At 59.5% G+C, this 19,592-nt stretch carries 17 protein-coding genes, 1 tRNA gene, 1 pseudogene and 1 riboswitch; of the genes and pseudogenes, 13 read left to right on the forward strand and 6 right to left on the reverse strand.

The features are described 5' to 3' along the window. Positions 1-2 precede the first annotated feature (2 nt). The 5 genes and pseudogenes from CAF80_RS02215 to CAF80_RS02230 all read right to left on the reverse strand — a co-directional run bounded on the left by CAF80_RS02215 (position 3) and on the right by CAF80_RS02230 (position 3,156). Entirely contained in the window at positions 3-863 is an 861-nt protein-coding gene (locus CAF80_RS02215) for a hypothetical protein (protein ID WP_085666772.1), read from the reverse strand. A 46-nt stretch (positions 864-909) separates the two neighbouring features. Continuing rightward, positions 910-1,497, reverse strand: a complete 588-nt coding sequence (locus tag CAF80_RS29015) for a glycosyltransferase (RefSeq protein ID WP_256578102.1) — start codon at positions 1,495-1,497, stop codon at positions 910-912. A 66-nt stretch (positions 1,498-1,563) separates the two neighbouring features. Continuing rightward, a pseudogene (locus tag CAF80_RS29020) lies at positions 1,564-2,109 on the reverse strand (glycosyl transferase family 1); the annotation flags it as partial. 203 nt (positions 2,110-2,312) lie between these two features. Continuing rightward, positions 2,313-2,714, reverse strand: coding sequence for a hypothetical protein (locus CAF80_RS02225; protein WP_074691080.1), 402 nt, complete (start codon positions 2,712-2,714; stop codon positions 2,313-2,315). Between the two features lie 178 nt (positions 2,715-2,892). Continuing rightward, on the reverse strand, positions 2,893-3,156 hold the full coding sequence (locus tag CAF80_RS02230) for a hypothetical protein (protein ID WP_085666773.1): 264 nt from the start codon (positions 3,154-3,156) through the stop codon (positions 2,893-2,895). 283 nt (positions 3,157-3,439) lie between these two features. After that, a riboswitch (guanidine-I (ykkC/yxkD leader) is annotated at positions 3,440-3,540 on the forward strand. Between the two features lie 63 nt (positions 3,541-3,603). Here CAF80_RS02230 and CAF80_RS02235 point away from each other — a divergent pair. The 13 genes from CAF80_RS02235 to CAF80_RS02295 all read left to right on the forward strand — a co-directional run bounded on the left by CAF80_RS02235 (position 3,604) and on the right by CAF80_RS02295 (position 18,039). Beyond that, the gene (locus tag CAF80_RS02235; RefSeq protein ID WP_064594093.1) at positions 3,604-4,671 is read left to right on the forward strand and encodes a putative urea ABC transporter substrate-binding protein; all 1,068 of its coding nucleotides are present in this window, start codon (positions 3,604-3,606) and stop codon (positions 4,669-4,671) included. An 18-nt stretch (positions 4,672-4,689) separates the two neighbouring features. Further along, the gene (locus CAF80_RS02240) at positions 4,690-5,505 is read left to right on the forward strand and encodes an ABC transporter permease (protein ID WP_085666774.1); all 816 of its coding nucleotides are present in this window, start codon (positions 4,690-4,692) and stop codon (positions 5,503-5,505) included. After that, the gene (locus CAF80_RS02245) at positions 5,502-6,290 is read left to right on the forward strand and encodes an ABC transporter ATP-binding protein (protein ID WP_085666775.1); all 789 of its coding nucleotides are present in this window, start codon (positions 5,502-5,504) and stop codon (positions 6,288-6,290) included. The genes CAF80_RS02240 and CAF80_RS02245 overlap by 4 nt, the downstream gene beginning before the upstream one ends. Positions 6,291-6,303: 13 nt before the next feature. Then, a complete protein-coding gene (locus tag CAF80_RS02250) occupies positions 6,304-7,029 on the forward strand; it encodes an urea amidolyase associated protein UAAP1 (protein WP_085666776.1) in 726 nt (241 codons plus the stop codon). 11 nt (positions 7,030-7,040) lie between these two features. Then, positions 7,041-7,682 (forward strand): urea amidolyase associated protein UAAP2, encoded by a 642-nt coding sequence (locus CAF80_RS02255; protein WP_085666777.1) that lies wholly within the window; start codon positions 7,041-7,043, stop codon positions 7,680-7,682. A gap of 175 nt (positions 7,683-7,857) precedes the next feature. Then, on the forward strand, positions 7,858-11,490 hold the full coding sequence (gene uca, locus CAF80_RS02260) for an urea carboxylase (RefSeq protein ID WP_085666778.1): 3,633 nt from the start codon (positions 7,858-7,860) through the stop codon (positions 11,488-11,490). 24 nt (positions 11,491-11,514) lie between these two features. After that, positions 11,515-13,287: an allophanate hydrolase gene (gene atzF / locus CAF80_RS02265; protein WP_085666779.1), complete on the forward strand. Its 1,773-nt coding sequence runs from the start codon at positions 11,515-11,517 to the stop codon at positions 13,285-13,287. Between the two features lie 168 nt (positions 13,288-13,455). Beyond that, positions 13,456-14,943 carry a sensor domain-containing diguanylate cyclase gene (locus tag CAF80_RS02270; RefSeq protein WP_085666780.1) on the forward strand — a complete coding sequence of 496 codons (1,488 nt, stop codon included), beginning with the start codon at positions 13,456-13,458 and terminating at the stop codon, positions 14,941-14,943. Positions 14,944-14,948: 5 nt separating this feature from the next. Beyond that, positions 14,949-15,167 (forward strand): cysteine-rich CWC family protein, encoded by a 219-nt coding sequence (locus tag CAF80_RS02275; protein WP_085666781.1) that lies wholly within the window; start codon positions 14,949-14,951, stop codon positions 15,165-15,167. A 33-nt stretch (positions 15,168-15,200) separates the two neighbouring features. Next, positions 15,201-15,893, forward strand: coding sequence for a pseudouridine synthase (locus CAF80_RS02280; RefSeq protein WP_085666782.1), 693 nt, complete (start codon positions 15,201-15,203; stop codon positions 15,891-15,893). A gap of 316 nt (positions 15,894-16,209) precedes the next feature. Beyond that, the gene (locus tag CAF80_RS02285) at positions 16,210-17,094 is read left to right on the forward strand and encodes an alpha/beta fold hydrolase (protein ID WP_011332879.1); all 885 of its coding nucleotides are present in this window, start codon (positions 16,210-16,212) and stop codon (positions 17,092-17,094) included. A gap of 170 nt (positions 17,095-17,264) precedes the next feature. Next, positions 17,265-17,338: transfer RNA gene (locus CAF80_RS02290), tRNA-Gly, on the forward strand. Positions 17,339-17,628: 290 nt separating this feature from the next. Continuing rightward, complete coding sequence (locus tag CAF80_RS02295) at positions 17,629-18,039, forward strand: PaaI family thioesterase (RefSeq protein ID WP_039772722.1); 411 nt, start codon at positions 17,629-17,631, stop codon at positions 18,037-18,039. 254 nt (positions 18,040-18,293) lie between these two features. Here CAF80_RS02295 and CAF80_RS02300 read toward each other — a convergent pair whose 3' ends face one another. After that, complete coding sequence (locus CAF80_RS02300; RefSeq protein ID WP_085666783.1) at positions 18,294-19,457, reverse strand: ATP-binding protein; 1,164 nt, start codon at positions 19,455-19,457, stop codon at positions 18,294-18,296. Between the last annotated feature and the right edge of the window lie 135 nt (positions 19,458-19,592).

The following is a 19,592-nucleotide window of genomic DNA, read 5'->3' on the forward strand; positions in this document are numbered from 1 at the left end:
ATTTACTTCCCTGTAATAATTGAACGTGAAAGATAGTCACTAACAGACTTAAGCGCTTCAGGAGCGCCCCGTAATCCTTCTGTACCCAAATGTATACGGCCATCCCCACCTGTAAAGTCAAAACTATGCAACTCGACCGTACAGTACGCACGCAAACTACCAAACTCCAAATTCTCCAGCTGCTCCTTACTCATTTTCAGAAGATATGCTTTACTCAAACCACTGGCCGAAGCTTTAGATTCTGGCGAATTCAAACCATCACAATTTATCGTCCGTGGTGTTCCATCACGCCGGCGCCAGTCGTGCATAACAAACGTTCGAACAGAGAATTCATTTTTGATACTGGGTGGTGATGCGGTAAGCCAAAGTTCCAGGCCTGGATAATTTTTCAGCTTAACAATCAGTTCATCCGGCCAATTCACATGCCGCCCGCCCATGTTGTGCGGTGCCGTGGTATCCCTTCTTGTGAAAAGCCTGGCGGTAACGTGGAAATGCGTCCAGCTGGTGGGTGGTTCTACCCCAAGAGTTTCATACACAGGAACCAGTTCTTTTCCCGTCCACCAGAATGCCCCATCAAGAAGATCGGCAATACAGGAACCGTCGCTCCTTAAAGTCGATCCAAAATAGAACCCGGGAATCCTTGTACGATCCAGCAGGCTGCCGCCAAGTATCGGGACCTGCTCCATACCCGCCAGCTTCCTGCTGCACGCCCCTTGTTTCTTCTGATAAATCTCGCGCGCTACTGCGGCCTCCTCCCATCGAATACAGAAATCAACGACCCAATAACAGATCGCTAGTAACACTCCATATTTAATTCCCCTTCTGCACTGGCGAAAAACTTCCTTGCGAGACATCTTAAGCATTTCAAATCTCCATTTTAAAATGACCAATCACATCACTTGAAACAACTCACCTCATCAACTCCTTAAACACTCCAAAGTAACCGCTTACTCCTTTAACCACATCGAATTCGCTTGCCTTCAACCTCGCCGCATCCTTCATAGACTCAAAACCAGCGAAAGACGTTAAAACCCTGCACACTGCCGTGGCGATTTCTTCAGCGTCAAAAAAATCAACAAGTATCCCGCTGATTCCATCTTCGATAACTTCCTGCACGGGAGCGGTATTTGAACCTACGACAACACAGCCAGATGCCATTGCTTCCAACAGAGACCAAGACAAAACAAACGGATATGTCAAATACACGTGAGCCTTTGAAAGACTCAGAACCGACCTGTATGTTTGATAAGGCAACTTCCCAACAAAGTGAACATTGGAAATATCAACATCCACCTCGGCGACCATCTTGCTTCGCCAGTTCGGGTATCCAATGGGCATCCGCCCATAACTGACATCATCCCCACCCACTACAATGACCTGCGCGCTCGGGCACTTTTCCTGAATATAGGGAATGGATCTCATAAAACCATGAAAGCCTCGGTAAGGTTCCAGGTTTCTGGCGACATAAGTCAAGATAGGCTGACCTGCTCTTATCACGCGCCCACTCGGCAGCGTTACAGATTCGACCTTTTCTGATTCGGCAAATTGAACAATGCCTTCGTGAATGACGCGGATTTTAGACTGATATGTATTAGGAAAAAGACCGCGCTGCCATTGTGTAGGTGCAATCCCGGCATCACACTGTTCAACATTCAGGAGATGCATCGAATTCAAGACTCAAAGCCTTGAAGTCGCGTCCATCGCACAGGGAAATTCAGGATCAAAACCAGAGTCGGCCCCGTGCGCTCGGTAATAGTACTCACAGAAATGAACTAGCGGCACATCGGGGTAAACATCTTTGACGAATAGCGATTCACCCCACCCAGGATGAGCGAGAACTACATCAGGCCAAAAGCCTGCCTGACTGATCCTCTTCAGTATTCGTTGAACTTGTTGCCCGTCCGAAACAGCTTCTTCATATTTATGCAAATAGTCATGAGCGCCATTAGTCATCTTCCTTGATGGTCGATATCGAAATAACTTTATCCCGGCAATACCTGGCGCTGTATCGCGTCCAATTGCAATGACGCCCAGACGCCTGCGCAATGCTTCCAACGCCACATGACGAAATTGACCGGGAAAATTCTGATGAATGATAAGAAGATTCATATCCGAGCAATATCCCGCGCTTATACACCTCCATGAAATTGAAGTTTTTCAACATCAACATGTGCATACAAACGCTAACAAATGCCCAGAAATAAAACTGTAGGAGGGTTCCGAGAACCTCCTAGGAGATGGTGCGATACACGCATTGCAAAAAAACAGGCACAAAAAAAGCGGCGCTCAATGCGCCGCTTTTTTGCGGGGGGTTACCAGCGGTTGCCGTGCCGGTTGTAATCGCCACGTCCACTGTGACGGTCGTAGTTGCCACGACCCCGGCGGTCATCCCAGCCACCGCGACGGTGGTCGTCCCAGCGTCCGCGATCATGACCGTGCCAGCGACGGTTCTCGTAGTAGCGCGGGGCCGGTTGGTAGTAACGAGGCGCCGAGTAATAGCGTGGAGCCGGTTGGTAATAGCGCGGTGCTGGCTGGTAGTAGCGCGGCGCCGAGTAGTACGTGCTGCCGCCGCTGTAATAAGTGCCACCGCTGTAATACGAAGGTGCCTGCGATGTGTAGACCTCTGAGCTGTAGTAGCCATCTCCGTAGGAATAAGGGACGCATCCGCCAAGGGAAAAAAGCATCACGGTAAACAGAAGAATTCGGCGATACATGGCGGCCTCCTGGACCGCGGGTAGCCACACCAGCGACGCTGGCAGGCGTCAGTCTTTCATTCGGCGACTGACGAAATATCTGACAGCGATTTCGGCATCCGGTGCGTTTCTGCAACAACTTGAAACAAGTGATTGATGAAACCTTGTTCATACAGAAACGCCGTCATTCAGCCGCTGATTAGTGGTGCCCACCGTGGTATCCGCCGCCGTGATAACCCCGTCCGTAGCCGCCGCGATAGCCATGGCCGCCGTAGTAATAGCGAGCGCCACCGTAGTAACGCGGACCGTAATATCCACCGTAGTAATAGGGCGAGTAATAGCCGGGATAGTAGTAGGGCGTGGAGTAAACATCGTAACCGCCGGCGTAGTAGTAACAGCCGGACAGCCCTAGACCGAGCACTGCTCCCAGCAGCACCCGACGCAGCAATCTTGAAATACGCATGGCGGCCTCCTGAAAGACCTGTGACAGCAGTCGGCACAGACCGGCTGACATCAGATTTGACTGGCTGACCGGCAGCGAGTGCCCAACCCTCTCGGGCATCGGATCAGCGGCTATCGCGCTGCATCACGGTGCAAGCGCGCACCAACACAAAGCGTCGCCCGCATCTGCGAACTGAGCCCCTCCACCCACAACCCACATAGCAGACGGCTCGCCGCAACTTGGCACGCCTCTCGCTTTAACAAACCCGTGCAGGAGTCATCACAGGTTCGCGGCACCACAATTTGCAATGGCTGACTAGGGTTCCGGCTCGCATCTGCGAGTGGCTGGTCCGAGAGTTGGCGACCTCCAGTTGAGGTTACACGGCGGGACAAAAGCCCGGGAGACAAGCCACCGTTCGCGGTGCCGCGTTGCCTTCCTGTCCGCCCTCGATCAACTGGAGAAGCCACCATGTCCCGACTACGTTTGCCCGCCCTGCTCGCCGCCGCGTTCGCCGCGTTTATCAGCACTCAATCCCCCGCCGCGCAGAAAGACCACTTCAGCGTCTGCTGGACGATCTACGCCGGCTGGATGCCATGGGAATACGCCGGCAGCCAGGGCATCGTCGACAAATGGGCGAAGAAGTACGGGATCAAGATTGATGTCGTGCAACTCAACGATTACGTCGAGTCGATCAATCAATACACCGCCGGCCAGTTCGATGGCTGCACCATGACCAACATGGATGCCCTCACCATTCCGGCCGCTGGCGGCGTCGACAGCACCGCGCTGATCGTCAGCGACTTTTCCAACGGCAACGACGGCATCGTCCTCAAGGGCGAAGGCAAGAAAGTCGCCGACCTCAAGGGCATGGACGTCAACCTGGTCGAACTGTCGGTCTCGCATTACCTGCTGGCCCGCGCGCTGGACTCGGTCGATCTGACCGAAAAAGACCTGAAAGTGGTCAACACCTCCGACGCCGACATTTCCGCCGCCTTCAACACCGAACAGGTCAACGCCGTCACCACCTGGAACCCGATGCTTTCGGACATCAAGGCCAAACCGGGCGTGACCGAAGTCTTCAACTCCAGCCAGATCCCCGGCGAAATCATGGACATGATGGTGGTCAACAGCGCCACCCTCAAAGACAACCCGGCGCTGGGCAAGGCACTGACCGGTGCCTGGTTCGAAGTGGTCGAGTTGATGAACGCGAAAAACGCTGCGAGCAAAGCCGCGCTGGAGCACATGGCCAAGGCCTCGGGCACCGACCTGGCCGGATTCCAGGCGCAACTGGACACCACCAAACTGTTCGCCACACCGAAAGAAGCCCTGGCGTTTGCCACCAGCAAGCAACTGCCGGAAACCATGCGCAGGGTCGCCGAGTTCTCGTTCCAGCACGGTTTGCTCGGTGAAGGCGCGAAAGACACCAGCGCGGTCGGCATGGCGTTCGCCAACGGCGTGACCAGCGGCGATACCGGCAACCTCAAGCTGCGTTTCGATCCGACCTACGTGCAGATGGCCGCTGACGCCAAGCTGTAAGCCACGGAGGATTTGGCCATGCGCCTGATCAATCGCCACCCGGATCGCCCGAGTCGCCTGTTGCTGGTGATCCTGCCGTTCGCCCTGGTGCTGTTCGCCTATTTTATGGGCTCGGCCGAACGCCTGGCGGACAATCCCAACGACAAGCTGCTGCCCAGTGCGGTGCAGATGACCGATGCGGTGAAACGCCTGGCCTTCAACGCCGACAGCCGCACCGGTGAATACCTGCTCTGGCAAGACACCGCGTCGAGCCTGCGACGCCTGGCCATCGGGCTCGGCATCGCGGCACTGGCCGGGTTATGCCTGGGCATGGCCGCCGGCACCCTGCCGCTGTTCGGCGCACCGTTGTCGCCATTGCTGACGGTGCTGTCGATGGTGCCACCGCTGGCGATTCTGCCGATTCTGTTCATCGTCTTCGGCCTCGGCGAGCTGTCGAAAGTGATGCTGATCGTGATCGGTATCACCCCGGCCCTCGCCCGTGATCTGGAACAACGGGCCCGGGACATCCCCGTCGAACTGCTGATCAAGGCCCAGACCCTCGGCGCCTCGACCTGGACATTGATGCTGCGTGTGGTGCTGCCGCAACTGTTGCCGCGTCTGCTGATCTCGCTGCGGCTGATGCTCGGTTCGGCGTGGCTGTTCCTGATCGCCGCCGAAGCCATCGCCTCCACCGACGGTCTGGGCTACCGGATTTTCCTGGTGCGCCGTTACCTGGCGATGGAGGTGATCCTGCCGTACGTGGTCTGGATCACCCTGCTCGCCTGGCTGATGGATTGGGGCCTCAAATACCTGACCCGTCGGGCATTCCCCTGGTATGAGGGGGCCGCCAAATGAGCTTCATCACGGTGAAAAACGTCTGGCAGCAATACGCCGACCAAGTGGTGCTCGAAGGCTTGAACCTCAACGTCAACGAGGGCGAGTTCTGCACGCTGGTCGGTGCTTCGGGCTGCGGAAAGTCGACCTTCCTGCGCCTGCTGCTGGGGCAGGAAACTGCCAGTCGCGGCGAGATTCTGCTCGACGGTCAGCCACTGGCGCGCGAGCCGGATGCCAGCCGTGGCGTGGTGTTCCAGCGCTACTCGGTGTTCCCGCATCTGAGCGTGCTGGACAACGTCGCCCTCGGCCTCGAACTGCCCCGGGCGCCACTGCTCGGGCGCTTGTTCGGCAGCGCGAAAAAAGACGCCCGCGAACAGGCTTCGGCGCTGCTGCAAAAAGTCGGCCTCGGCCATGCGCTGGACAAGTACCCCGCGCAGCTCTCCGGCGGCATGCAACAGCGGCTGGCGATCGCCCAGGCGCTGATCATGAAACCGCGGGTTTTGCTGCTCGACGAACCGTTCGGCGCGCTCGATCCGGGCATTCGCAAGGACATGCACGCGCTGCTGCTGGAGCTGTGGCGCGAAACGCAACTGACCGTGTTCATGGTCACCCACGACCTGTCCGAAGGCTTCAGCCTCGGCACTCGCCTGCTGGTGTTCGACAAGGTCCGCCTCGACCCGCACGCCCCCGGCGCCTATGGCGCCCGCATCACCTACGACATCCCTTTGAACAGCGACCGTCGCGCCCAACGCGCCGCCGTCGACGCCCTGCCCGCCGCGTTGGCCGGCACGCTTCGTATTGCCTGAGAGGACTGCTCCCATGACTGATTCGACCCAACTGTTTCCACCCTTCGCCGAAGAAACCCTGCCCGGCGGCGGCCACCGCTCCTTCGTCTTGAAGCGCGGGCAACTGCTGCGTCTGACCGACCTGCGCGGTGGGGCCAACGTCAGCCTGACCTTGCTCAACGCCAACGAAAAAACCGAACGCCTGAACCTGCCCGACAGCCTCAAATGCCAACACACCGCCAAGCTCACCACCGGCCATTGCCTGTACTCGGACATGGGCCGCGTGCTGGCGGCAATCACGGCGGATACCTGCGGCTGGAGCGACAGCCTCGGCGGTGTGCTGTGCGCCGAGGAAGTCACGGAAAAATACGGTCAGGGCCGCTATCAGGAACTGCGCAACGGCTTCTTTCGCAACGGCACCGACAACCTGCTGGTGGAACTCGGCAAGTGGGGGCTGGGCCTGTCCGACCTGCTGATGACCCTCAACCTGTTCAGCCGGGTCAACGTCGATGAAGCCGGGCGCTTCCATTTCGTCGAAGGCCATTCGAAGGCCGGCGATTACATCGAGCTGTATGCACCGATGGACACCCTCGTCGTCCTCACTGCCCTGCAACACCCGATGGACCCGTCGCCCGACTACGCGCCAAAACCACTGAAGCTGAGCTGGATGAACGCCGACGCCAGCGTCGCCGAGCACTGCCGTACCTCGCGCCCGGAGAACGAGCGCGGCTTTATCAACACCGACCGTTTGTTCGCCTGAGGATCATCGCCATGTCAGTTGCTATCGCCACTTCGCAAAAACAACCCGACGCTGCGGTGTACCGCGCCACCATCCCGGCCGGCGAACCCTGGCTGATGGAGGTCAAGGCCGGCCAGACCCTGCGCATCCTCGACCTTGAGGGCAACCAGGCGGTCGATACGCTGTTCTACAGCCTCGCCGATCCCCGCGAGCGCTACGACGTGCAACGCACTTTGCGCCGGCAGAACAGCGTATACCTGAGCACCGGCAGCGTTTTGTATTCCAACCTTGGCAAACCGATGCTGACCATCATCGCCGACACCTGCGGCCGCCACGACACCCTCGGCGGCGCCTGCGCGCAAGAGAGCAACACCGTGCGCTACGCCCTGGAAAAACGCTACATGCACAGCTGCCGCGACAACTACCTGCGCGCCTGCGCCCATGACGGTCGGCTGGGCAAAGGTGACATCGGGCCGAACATCAATTTCTTCATGAACGTGCCGGTGACTGCCGAGGGCGGCCTGACCTTCGAAGACGGGATTTCCGCCCCCGGCAAATACGTCGACCTGCGCGCGGAGATGGACGTGATCGTGCTGATCTCCAACTGCCCGCAATTGAACAACCCGTGCAACGCCTACAACCCGACGCCTGCGGAGCTGCTGGTATGGAACTGACATTCGCCCGTCTGCGCCGTTGGCTTTTCGCCCTGTGCCAGGCGCGCTCGGGCCAGTGCCTGAAAAAGTGAAGTGATTTCGCCGTCGGGGACGACCCTGGCGCCTGAACAAAAACGGCGGGACGGCCCGCCTCCCAGTCGAGCCCGCACCCAGCGCGGACTCCGGGGGTTTCTCCATGTTCGAAAAAGTCCTGATTGCCAACCGTGGCGCGATTGCCTGCCGCATTCTGCGCACCTTGCGTGAACTGCACGTCGAAGGCGTCGCGGTGTACTCCGAAGCCGATGCCGCCAGCCTGCACATCCTGCAAGCGGACGAAGCCCACAGCCTCGGTGAAGGCGCAGCGGCCGGCACCTATCTGGCCGTCGAAAAGATCCTCGCCATCGCCAAAGCCACTGGTGCCACAGCGATCCATCCCGGCTACGGCTTCCTCTCGGAAAACGCCGCATTCGCCGAAGCCTGCGCCAACCAGGGCATTGCCTTCATCGGCCCGACTCCGGAACAGCTGCGGGTGTTCGGCCTCAAGCACACCGCCCGCGCGCTGGCCAAACAGCACGGCGTGCCGATGCTCGAAGGCACCGAACTGCTCGACAGCCTCGACGCCGCGCTGATTGCCGGCGCAGAGGTCGGTTATCCGGTGATGCTCAAAAGCACCGCTGGCGGTGGCGGCATCGGCATGCGCGTGTGCCGCAACGCCAGCGAACTGAGCGAGTCGTTCGAGGCGGTGAAGCGCCTCGGCCAGAACAACTTCAGCGATGCCGGAGTGTTCATCGAGAAGTACATCCAGCGTGCACGGCATCTGGAAGTCCAGGTGTTCGGCGATGGCCATGGCGAAGTGATCGCCCTTGGCGTGCGCGACTGCTCGGTGCAGCGACGCAACCAGAAAGTCCTCGAGGAAACCCCGGCGCCGAACCTGCCCGACAGCATGGCGGATGAGCTGTGCGCGGCGGCGATCAAACTGGCCAAAGCGGTGAATTACCGCAGCGCCGGCACCGTCGAATTCGTTTTCGACAGCGATGCGCAGCGCTTCTATTTTCTGGAAGTGAACACCCGGTTGCAGGTAGAGCACGGCGTCACCGAACAGGTGTGGGGCGTTGATCTGGTGCGCTGGATGGTCGAGTTGGCGGCCGGTGACTTGCCGCCGCTGGCCGAGTTATTTGAAGGCCTGAAACCGCAAGGCCACGCGATTCAGGCACGGCTGTATGCGGAGGATCCGGGGCGAGATTTCCAGCCGAGTCCGGGGCTGTTGACCGCTGTGGAGTTTCCTGCGGCCAACGGCATTCAACTGCGCATCGACACCTGGGTCGAGGCCGGTTGCGAGATCCCGCCCTACTTCGATCCGATGATCGCCAAAGTCATCAGCTGGGCGCCGACCCGCGAACAGGCCCGCGCCGATCTGCATCAGGCCCTCGGCGACAGCCTGCTGTACGGCGTGGAAACCAACCGCGACTACTTGCGGCAGATTCTGCTCGATACACCGTTCGCCAGCGGCCAGCCCTGGACCCGTTGCCTGGAAGGTCTGGTGTATCGAGCCAACACCTTTGAAGTGCTGAGCGCCGGCACCCAGACCAGCGTCCAGGACTACCCCGGTCGCCTCGGTTACTGGGCGGTCGGCGTGCCACCCTCGGGGCCGATGGACAGCCGCGCGTTGCGCCTGGGCAATCGCTTGCTGGGCAATGACGAAGGCGCGGCGGCACTGGAAATCACCATGAACGGGCCGCTGCTGCGCTTCAATTGCGACGCGGTGGTGGCGGTGACCGGGGCACCGTTGGCGCTGGCCCTCGACGGCGAAGCGGTGCCGATGAACACCGTGCTGTTGATTGAAGCAGGCAGCCAGTTACATCTCGGCGGTTTGCTCGACGCTGGCGCCCGCAGCTACCTGTGCCTGCGCGGCGGCCTGCAGGTGCCGGATTATCTGGGCAGCAAAAGCACCTTCACCCTCGGTCAGTTCGGCGGTCATGGCGGGCGCGCTCTGCGCGCCGGGGACGTGTTGCACCTAGCCCCACTGAGCGACCGCAGCGTCGGGCAGACCCTGGCCCCGCATCACGTCAGCGAATTGCCCGCCGTGCGCCGGATCCGGGTGATCTACGGCCCCCACGGCGCGCCGGAATATTTCACCGAACACTACATCGACACGTTCTTCGCCACGCAATGGGAAGTGCATTTCAACTCCAGCCGCACCGGCGTGCGCCTGATCGGGCCAAAGCCTGAATGGGTGCGCGCCGACGGCGGTGAAGCCGGGCTGCATCCATCGAACATTCACGACAACCCCTATGCCATCGGTGCGGTGGACTTCACCGGCGACATGCCAGTGATTCTCGGTCCGGACGGCCCGAGCCTTGGCGGTTTCGTGTGCCCGGTGACCGTGATCGAAGCGGATCTCTGGCAGCTCGGGCAACTGAAGGCCGGGGACAGGGTGCAGTTTGAGCCGGTCGATCTCAAGACTGCCCGCGATCTCGCCCTGAAATGGGATGCCTCCGGGAGCTGGCCTGCCAGCGATGAAGTTGACGCGGTGTCTGCTCGGGCCCCATCGCTGGCAAGCCAGCTCCCACATGGCTTGGTTTCGCCTGTGGTTCTGGAGTTGGGTCAGGACGACAAGCGGCTGGTCGGGCGTGTATCCGGCGATACCCATCTGCTGCTGGAAATCGGCGCGCCGGAACTGGATCTGGTCCTGCGCTTTCGCGCCCATGCCCTGATGCAGGCGCTGGAAGGCAAAAACCTGCACGGCGTGATCGACCTGACACCGGGCATTCGTTCGCTGCAGATCCACTACCAGCCCGAACAATTGCCGCTGGCCGATCTGCTCGGCATCGTCGCCGGTGAATGGGATGCGGTGTGCGCCGCCCAGGACTTGCAAGTACCGTCGCGCATCGTCCATCTGCCGCTGTCCTGGGACGATCCGGCCTGCCAGTTGGCGATTGAGAAATACATGACCACCGTGCGCAAGGACGCGCCGTGGTGCCCGAGCAACCTGGAGTTCATTCGCCGCATCAACGACCTGCCCAACCTCGACGAGGTGCAACGCACGGTGTTCGACGCGAGCTATCTGGTGATGGGCCTCGGCGACGTCTACCTCGGTGCGCCGGTCGCCACGCCGCTCGACCCGCGCCATCGGCTGGTGACCACCAAGTACAACCCGGCACGCACCTGGACCGCCGAGAACTCGGTGGGCATCGGCGGCGCCTACATGTGCGTGTACGGCATGGAAGGGCCCGGCGGTTACCAGTTTGTCGGGCGCACCTTGCAGATGTGGAACCGCTATCGCGAAGTCGCCGCGTTCGACGGCAAACCGTGGCTGCTGCGGTTTTTCGATCAGATCCGTTTCTACCCGGTCAGCGCCGAAGAACTGCTGCGCATCCGCCGGGATTTTCCCCTCGGCCGCTTCGAGTTGAACATCGAACACAGCCAGCTCAACCTCGCCGACTACCAGGCTTTTCTGCAACGCGAAGCCGAGAGCATCGACGCTTTCCGGACGCAGCAACAGGGTGCCTTCCAGGCGGAGCGCGAACGTTGGATCGCCAGTGGCCAGGCGCACTTCGACAGCGAAGAAGCCGTGCCGGACAGCAGCGAAGACACACCGCTGACCAGCGGCCAGCAAAGTATCGACAGCCACATTGCCGGCAACCTCTGGCAGGTGCAGGTCGAGGTCGGCAGCCGCGTGGCGGCCGGTGATGTGCTGGTGATTCTGGAGTCGATGAAGATGGAAATCCCCGTGCTCGCGCCCATGGCCGGGGTGGTGCAGGACATTCGCGTGCAGCCGGGATCGGCGGTGCGTGCCGGACAACGGGTCGTGGTGCTGGAACTCGACTGAAACCATTTGCCAAAGGATCAACCCATGAATCTGCAACTCGATGCCCTGCGCCAGGCCTACCGCAATGGCGACACCACACCGCGGCAATTGCTGCTGGCGCTGCGGGACAAAGCGGCGGCGCTGAACCCGGACTACCACCTGTTCATCCACTTGCTCAGCGTCGAAGAACTGGAACCGTATCTGGCCGCCCTCGACGGTCGCGACCTCGACAGCCTGCCGTTGTATGGCGTGCCGTTCGCGATCAAGGACAACATCGACCTCGCCGGCATTCCCACCACCGCCGCGTGCCCGGCGTTCGCCTATGTGCCGGAGCGTTCGGCGACCATCGTCGAGCAACTGCTGGCGCTGGGGGCGATCCCGCTGGGCAAGACCAACCTAGACCAGTTCGCCACCGGCCTCAACGGCAGCCGTTCGCCCTATGGCGCTTGCCCGAACAGCGTGTTGCCGGAGTATCCGTCGGGCGGCTCCAGCGCCGGTTCGTCACTGGCCGTGGCGCTCGGTGTAGCCAGTTTCGCGTTGGGCACCGACACCGCCGGCTCCGGCCGGGTGCCGGCGGCGTTGAACAATCTGGTTGGACTGAAGGCCAGCAAAGGCCTGATCTCCACCGCCGGCGTGCTGCCGGCCTGTCGCACGCTGGACTGCGTCACCACGTTCACCGCAACGGCGCGGGAAGCCAGTCAGCTACTGGCGCTGACCGCGCGCCTCGATCCACGGGACGAATACAGCCGCAGCAATCCGTCATGGAACGACGGCTCCGCGTTCGGTGTGCCTCGGCCGTTTCGCTTCGGTGTACCGCGTGCGCAAGACCTGGAATTTTTCGGCTGTGAGGAAGGCCCGCAGCTGTTCGGCGACGCCATCGACCGTCTGAAAGCTCTGGGCGGTGAAGCGGTCGAACTGGACTTGTCGCCGTTCCTCGAAGCGGCGCGGTTGCTCTATGAAGGGCCGTGGGTGGCCGAGCGCTACAGCGTGGCCGGCGAGTTGATGGAAGAAAATCCCGAAGCAGTGCTGCCGGTGATCCGCGCGGTGCTGGCCAAAGCACCGGCCGTCAGCGGCGTGCAGACGTTCCGTGCGCAATACCGCCTGCAAGCGCTGAAAGCCGTTTGCGATAAAGCGCTGGAAGGACTCGACTGCGTGCTCACGCCTACTATCGGTCGTCCGGTGACGCTGGCGGAACTCGACGCCGAACCGGTGCTGCGCAATTCCGAACTGGGCTACTACACCAACTTCATGAACCTGCTCGATTACGCCGCCGTCGCCGTGCCCAGCGGTTTCATGGCCAACGGGCTGCCGTGGGGTGTGACGCTGTTTGGCCGGGCGTTCACCGATCAGTATCTGCTGGGCGTGGCCGATGCCTTGCAGCGCCAGCAGGATCGTGCGCTGCCGACGCCGAACAACCCGGCGCGCCATGACCGTGCGCGACTGGTGGTCTGCGGTGCGCATCTGGACGGTTTGGCCCTGAACTGGCAGTTGCGGCAACGCGGCGCACGCCTGATCGAGGCCACTTACAGCTCGAAGGACTACAAACTCTATGCCCTGGCCGGTGGCCCGCCGTTGCGCCCCGGCATGCTGCGCGTGGCCGACGGTGGCGTGGCCATCGAGGTGGAAGTCTGGGAATTGCCGAGCCGTGAGCTGGGCTCGTTCCTGACCGGCATCCCGGCGCCGCTGGGCCTGGGCAAGGTGCAACTGGCGGATGGCCGCTGGGAGAGCGGTTTCATCTGCGAACCCTACGGCCTGGAAGGTGCAATCGATATCAGCCACTTGGGTGGGTGGCGCGCGTATCTGCAAACCGGAAACTGATTCGAAAACCGGCCTCCTTTCGTTCCGGGAGGGGGCTGGATGAGCGAGCCATTCTCCAGACACCCCTGCCCGGCTGATCCCCCCGCATTTCAGGCACAAATCCCGCAGTCTTTTCCCCGCCGTGCCACTAGAATGCTGCCCATCGGGTCACTGTCAACGGAATTGCCAATGCCGCTCAGATCTGCGTTTCACTCCCAACGTTCGCTGGTACTGACCCTGATCGCCCTGCTCGGCGCAGGTTTCCTCGCCACCTCGCTGCTCAGCTACTACGCCTCACGGGCGTCGATCCGCGACAACATCGTCAACACCGAACTGCCGCTGACATCCGACACGGTGTACTCGGAAATCCAGAAAGACCTCGTCAGACCGATCCTGATTTCCTCGATGATGTCCCGCGACACCTTCATGCGCGACTGGGTGGTGAACGGCGAGAAAGACAGCGACCAGATGACCCGCTACCTCGACGAGGTCATGACCCACTACGGCGCCTACACCGCGTTCTTCGTGTCCAACAGCACCCACACTTACTACCACGCCAAGGGCGTGCTCAAGCAGGTGAAAATCGACGAGCCGCGCGACGCCTGGTACTTCCGGGTGCGCGACATGAAGGATCCGTACGAGATCAACGTCGACCCGGACCTGGCCAACAAAGACAACATGACCTTCTTCATCAACTACAAGGTCTACGACTACAACAATCGCTTCATCGGCGCCGCTGGCGTGGGGCTGACGGTGGATGCGGTGATCAAGCTGATCGACAAGTACCAGCAGCGCTATCAACGCAGTGTGTACTTCGTCGACACCTTCGGCCGACTGGTGCTGACCGGCGCCGAGGGCGGGCCGGAAAGTGCGCGGGTCGGGAAAAGCCTGACCGACCTCGACAGCATGAAAGGCCTGGTCAGCCAATTGCCCAAACCCCACAGCGGCAGCTATGAATATTCCACCCATGGCCAGGGGCATTTCCTCAACGTGCGGTTCATTCCGGAGCTGAACTGGTACCTGTTTGTCGATAAACGCGAAGACGGCGCGCTGAGCGAAATCCGCCAGTCGCTGTACCTCAACCTGCTGATCTGCCTGCTGGTGACGTTGATCGTGCTGGCCCTGGTCAACCGCTTGATCCGCCGCTATCAGGAAAAAATCCACGCCCAGGCCACCCTCGACAGCCTCACCGAACTGCCCAACCGCCGCGGCTTCGACCTGCTCGCCGTGCAAGCGCTGCACGAAGCGCACCGTGAGCCGAAACCGCTGACCGCGCTGCTGCTGGATCTGGACCACTTCAAGGTTTTGAACGACACCTACGGGCACATGGCCGGCGATCAGGTGCTGATCGGGTTCGCCCGGGACCTGCAAAGTTGCCTGCGGCATTCCGACATCGTCTGCCGTTGGGGCGGTGAGGAATTTATCGTTCTGTTGAAAGACACCGACGGCGAGACCGGTCAGAAGATTGCCGAGAAGATCCGCCAGCACGTCGAACAGCATGAATATGCCTACAACGGTCACAGCCTGAATCTGACGGTCAGCATCGGCGCCACCACCCTGCAACCGGATGACACCTTGCACAGTCTGCTGTCCCGGGCCGATCATGCGATGTACCGGGCCAAACAGACCGGCCGTAACCGCACCTGCGTGGAAATGCCTCACTCGACCTATGCCTGACACTCATGAACAAACCTGACCTCTGCCCGGCCTGCGGCGCGCGCAACGACTGCACCCTGGCCGACCCGCGCACCGCCGACCGTGCCTGCTGGTGCTACGGTGTTTCCATTGACCCGGCAGTGCTCGAAGCCCTGCCGGCGGAACTGCGTGACAAGTCCTGCCTGTGCCCACGCTGCGCTCAGGTCGAGGCGCAACTGCAAGCGGCCAGGCCGTCGATCCCGTAAGATGCGCGGCCCGCTTCCTGCCGATTCCTGATCATGCGCGTCGACCGTTTCCTGAGTAACCTGCCCCGCTACAACCGTAAGCAGGTTCGCCTGTTGCTGGTGGAAAAGCGCGTGCGCATTGACGGAAAAGTCGTCAGCGATCCCCACAGCGAAGTCCTTGAGTTCAGCCGCGTGGAGGTCGACGACGAAGTGCTGCAACCCGGCAAACCGGCGCGCTACTTCATGCTGTACAAACCGCAGGGCTGCGTCAGCGCCACCCGCGATCCCGAGCATCCGACCGTGCTCGACCTGATCCACGAGCCGGACAAAGACGACCTGCACATCGCCGGGCGGCTGGATTTCAACACCACCGGGATGATGTTGATCACCAATGACGGCAACTGGTCGCGGCGCCTGACCCAGCCGCAGACCAAACTGCCGAAGGTCTATTACGTCGAGACCGAACAGGAGATCGGCCCGGAATATGCGATCAAGTTCGCCGAGGGGATCTACTTCGCCTTTGAGGACCTGACCACCCAACCGGCGCAGCTGCAAGTGCTCGGCCCGCGAACTGCGCGGTTGAGCATCGTCGAAGGTCGTTACCATCAGGTGAAGCGCATGTTCGGCCACTTCAACAACAAAGTGCTGCGCCTGCACCGCGAATCCATGGGCCCGCTGCCGCTCGATCACGCGCTAAAACCGGGCGAGTACCGCGCTTTGCGCACCGAAGAGATTCATTTGTTCTAAGCAGCCGACCGCTCAGCAGAAGTTGTCGAACAATTTACCAACGGCACTTGCGCGATCCGGATCCCCCTGCTTGAATCAGGTCGTCGGCCAAATTGTGACCGATGAGTCACACATAACATCCAAGAAACTTTTTGTCGGTAGACAGCCCTCAAGGGCTGCGCCTCAGCCGGCAGACTGCCCGCCAATAACAACACCCGTCGACCTGCCGTACCGGATCGACATGGGCCACAAAATTCCAGGCATATGCCTACCTGTCACAAAGCTCGTGCAATCTCATTTGCGCGCATACCCGCTTGCTTGCCAGGAGTCTTATGACATGAGGCCAGAAATCGCTGTGCTGGATATACAGGGTCAGTATCGGGTTTACACGGAGTTCTATCGCGCAGACGCCGCAGAAAAGACCATCATCCTGGTCAACGGCTCGATGGCCACGACTGCGTCGTTTGCACAAACCGTGAAAAATCTGCACCCGCAATTCAACGTGGTCTGCTACGACCAGCCCTACGCGGGCAAGTCGAAAGTCCACAACCGCCACGAGAAACATCTGACGAAAGAAGTCGAAGGTCTGATCCTGCTGGAGCTGATCGATCACTTCGCGGCCGAACACGTGCTGTCGTTCTCCTGGGGCGGCGCTGCGACCATGGTCGCCCTCGCGCATCAGCCTCGGCGCATTGAAAAAGCCGTGATCAGCTCGTTCTCGCCAGTAATCAACGCGCACATGCTTGATTACCTCGAACGCGGCGTCGAATGCCTCGGCAAACGCGACGGCGACCGAGTCGGGCACCTCGTCAACGACACCATCGGCAAACACCTGCCGTCGCTGTTCAAGCGCTTCAACTATCGCCACGTCAGCAGCCTGGCCGAGCACGAATACGGGCAGATGCATTTCCACATCAACGACGTGCTGCACAGCGACCGTCAGTGCTATTTGAACGCGGCGAAGAAAATCAACGTACCGGTGCTGTTCCTGAACGGCGAATGGGACGAATACACCGCCGCCGAAGACGCCCGACTGTTCGGCAACCATGTCGCGCAGAGCACCTTCACTACCCTGCAGGCCACCGGGCACTTCCTCGACATGGAACACAAATCCGCCTGCCGGGACAGCCAGAACGCCCTGCTCGGTTTCCTGAAACCGGCGCAACAGGCCAGCCGAACGCGTTACCAGTTTGTCCAGGATCACCATGCATTGGCCATTTGAAACAGTGTCGTCGCGAGCAAGCCTGCGAGGCTGAGATTCAGCCGTCCTCCAGCCCGCAGCGCTTGCCCGCGATTGACCGATTTCGGCTCTGTTTCAGGACTTTCCGTAGTTCGCGTGCAAAGAAAACTTCAAATCCGTGGCCGAGTCTGGTACAAAGTCAGCCGCTCTGAGCGGGTGTCGTATAATGGCATTACTCCAGCTTCCCAAGCTGATAACGAGGGTTCGATTCCCTTCACCCGCTCCAATCGAATTTATGTCCTGCGTTGTGGTTTGACGGGGGATGCGCAAACAGAAAAAACCGGCCTTGATGGCCGGTTTTTTTGTGTCCGGGATTTGAGTTTTCATTAGTAAATCCAAAGATCGCTACCGTCGAAACAACCCTGCCCCCTACTGCTCCATCGTGATCAGCTTATCGCTGCAAATTCCCCATACGCATGATCCTTCTCCGACGGCGAAATCAGGATTAAACCCTCATAAGCAACGCTCCGTATCCAGGCTAAATAAGCTGGTAACCAACCGGAAGAGGGATCGACCATGAACGACACCGCTATTCCCGAGGGCTTCACTCCGCTGACCCGCAGCAGTCCGCTGCTCGACTTGCTTGGCCCGATCTATACCAGAGGCAGTGGCTTGCAACTTGAAATCGGTCTGCGGACAGACTCACGACATGCCAACGGACGGGGCACGTTGCATGGCGGTGTATTGGCGACTTTGGCGGATGTCGGCATGGGTTACGCCATGGCATTCTCCAGCGACCCTCCCCTGCCATTGATCACGGCGAGTATGACACTGGACTATCTCAGCGCGGTGCAGATCAATGAGTGGCTTGAGGTACGCGTTGAGCACTCCAAAAAAGGACGGCAGCTGGCGTTTGCCACTGTTGGGTTGCATGTCGGTGATCGAATGGTTGCCCGTGCCAGTGCGGTGTTCGCGGTGCCGCAGTAGTATCCCCCCTGCATCCAACCGGTCTTGATGACCGGTTTTTTGTGTCTGGGATCTGGAGCAAGCCGAATGAATCAGAACACACTCAACAATGGTGCACGCGTAACCTCAACTGCAGCTAACTCCATTTAATTGTGAGTTATCCCGACTAAACCGAGATAAGCCCCAAACTGTTGGAGTTAGAAGCAGCCAGCGGTTTCCACTTTCACGCGGGATCAGTCGCGCATTCTGGTCTCAGTCTCGCGTCTGAGACCGGTTCATCCTTGTCGACGCATATATTCCGCAAAAAGTGGGACGGTGAAATTCAAGTAGCCGTGATCTGTGCTGTAGATCATTCCTTTAGAGATTATGTTGGCACGAGTCGGACCAAGCGATGACTGTGTACGCCCCATCGCTTTCGCAATATCGGCCATTGCATAGGGGCCATCCCCGAGCTCCGACATCGTCTTCACGAACTGCACTTCCGACTTTGTCAGTCGATCAATGCGCACCCTGAAAAAGCCCGCATCAAGAGAAGCCAACGTCTCCGCGTATGAATGGTCCACATCTTCGACTGTGATTTCAGGTCCTTCAGCGTTGTTCCAAGCAGTGGATGCCCACTCTTGAAGGAAGAAAGGATACCCTCTCGTCCGATCAACAATATTGCCAAGTGCTGCGAGTTCGATCGAAGCCTCCTCATCCGCGATTGGCTTCTGAACTGCTTGAATTGCAGATACTTGATCAAGCGCATCAACCGCAGGGTATAGAAAAAGCCGCTCTGCGTAGGATTTTGCTTCGCCTGCCAAACGAGCAACCTGGGGAAGACCAGCACCGACGAGAAGTACCGGCAGCCCTTCTTGAGACATGTGATGGATCGACACAATAAGCGCAGATAAATCTGCTTCGGAAAGGTACTGAACTTCATCAATCAGAAGAATCCAGCCTTTGCCTGCAGCTTGCGCGGCTTGACCTATCACGGCAAAAAGGTCTGGAAGATCGTATTGAAGATCCCCGCTGTCAGCGAATCCTGGCTCCGGTTCGACACCAATCTCCACGCCTGCGATATCGATCTTGAAAATAGAGGCGAAACCGCGCAAACCATTCAGTCCACGGGTCGCAATTTGCTTGGCAGTTTCTACTGCAGAAAGTGAGCGCATGACTTTCCGCATTTCAGGAAAGAGAAGGCGTGCAAGACTTTCACGCTCCGGAGCCTCTACTTTTGAAACGAGAAGTCCCTCTTCCCTCGCAATTTTTCCAATCTCGTTCAGCAGTACCGTTTTACCCGTGCCTCTCAATCCAAGAAGCATGATGGATCGGGCGCTTCGTCCGTTGATGGCTCGCCCACATGAAATCCTGGCTGCCTCAAGGATTGTGTCGCGTCCTGCCAACTCAGGCGGTCTGCTGCCTGCGCCTGGAGCGAATGGATTACGGTATGGATCCATGAAAGCCTCACAAATGCTTGTCTCTACACGAATATATCGTTGTATAGCAGATATCCCTATACACCCTTAGATTTCACTATATTTTGCTATTTATTGGGCTGAACTCTGTCACCCACACAAGCATTGCGTCTGAAA

Origin of the sequence: Pseudomonas sp. B34(2017) (assembly GCF_002112915.1) — a bacterium.
Taxonomy (GTDB): Bacteria; Pseudomonadota; Gammaproteobacteria; order Pseudomonadales; family Pseudomonadaceae; genus Aquipseudomonas; species Aquipseudomonas pharyngis.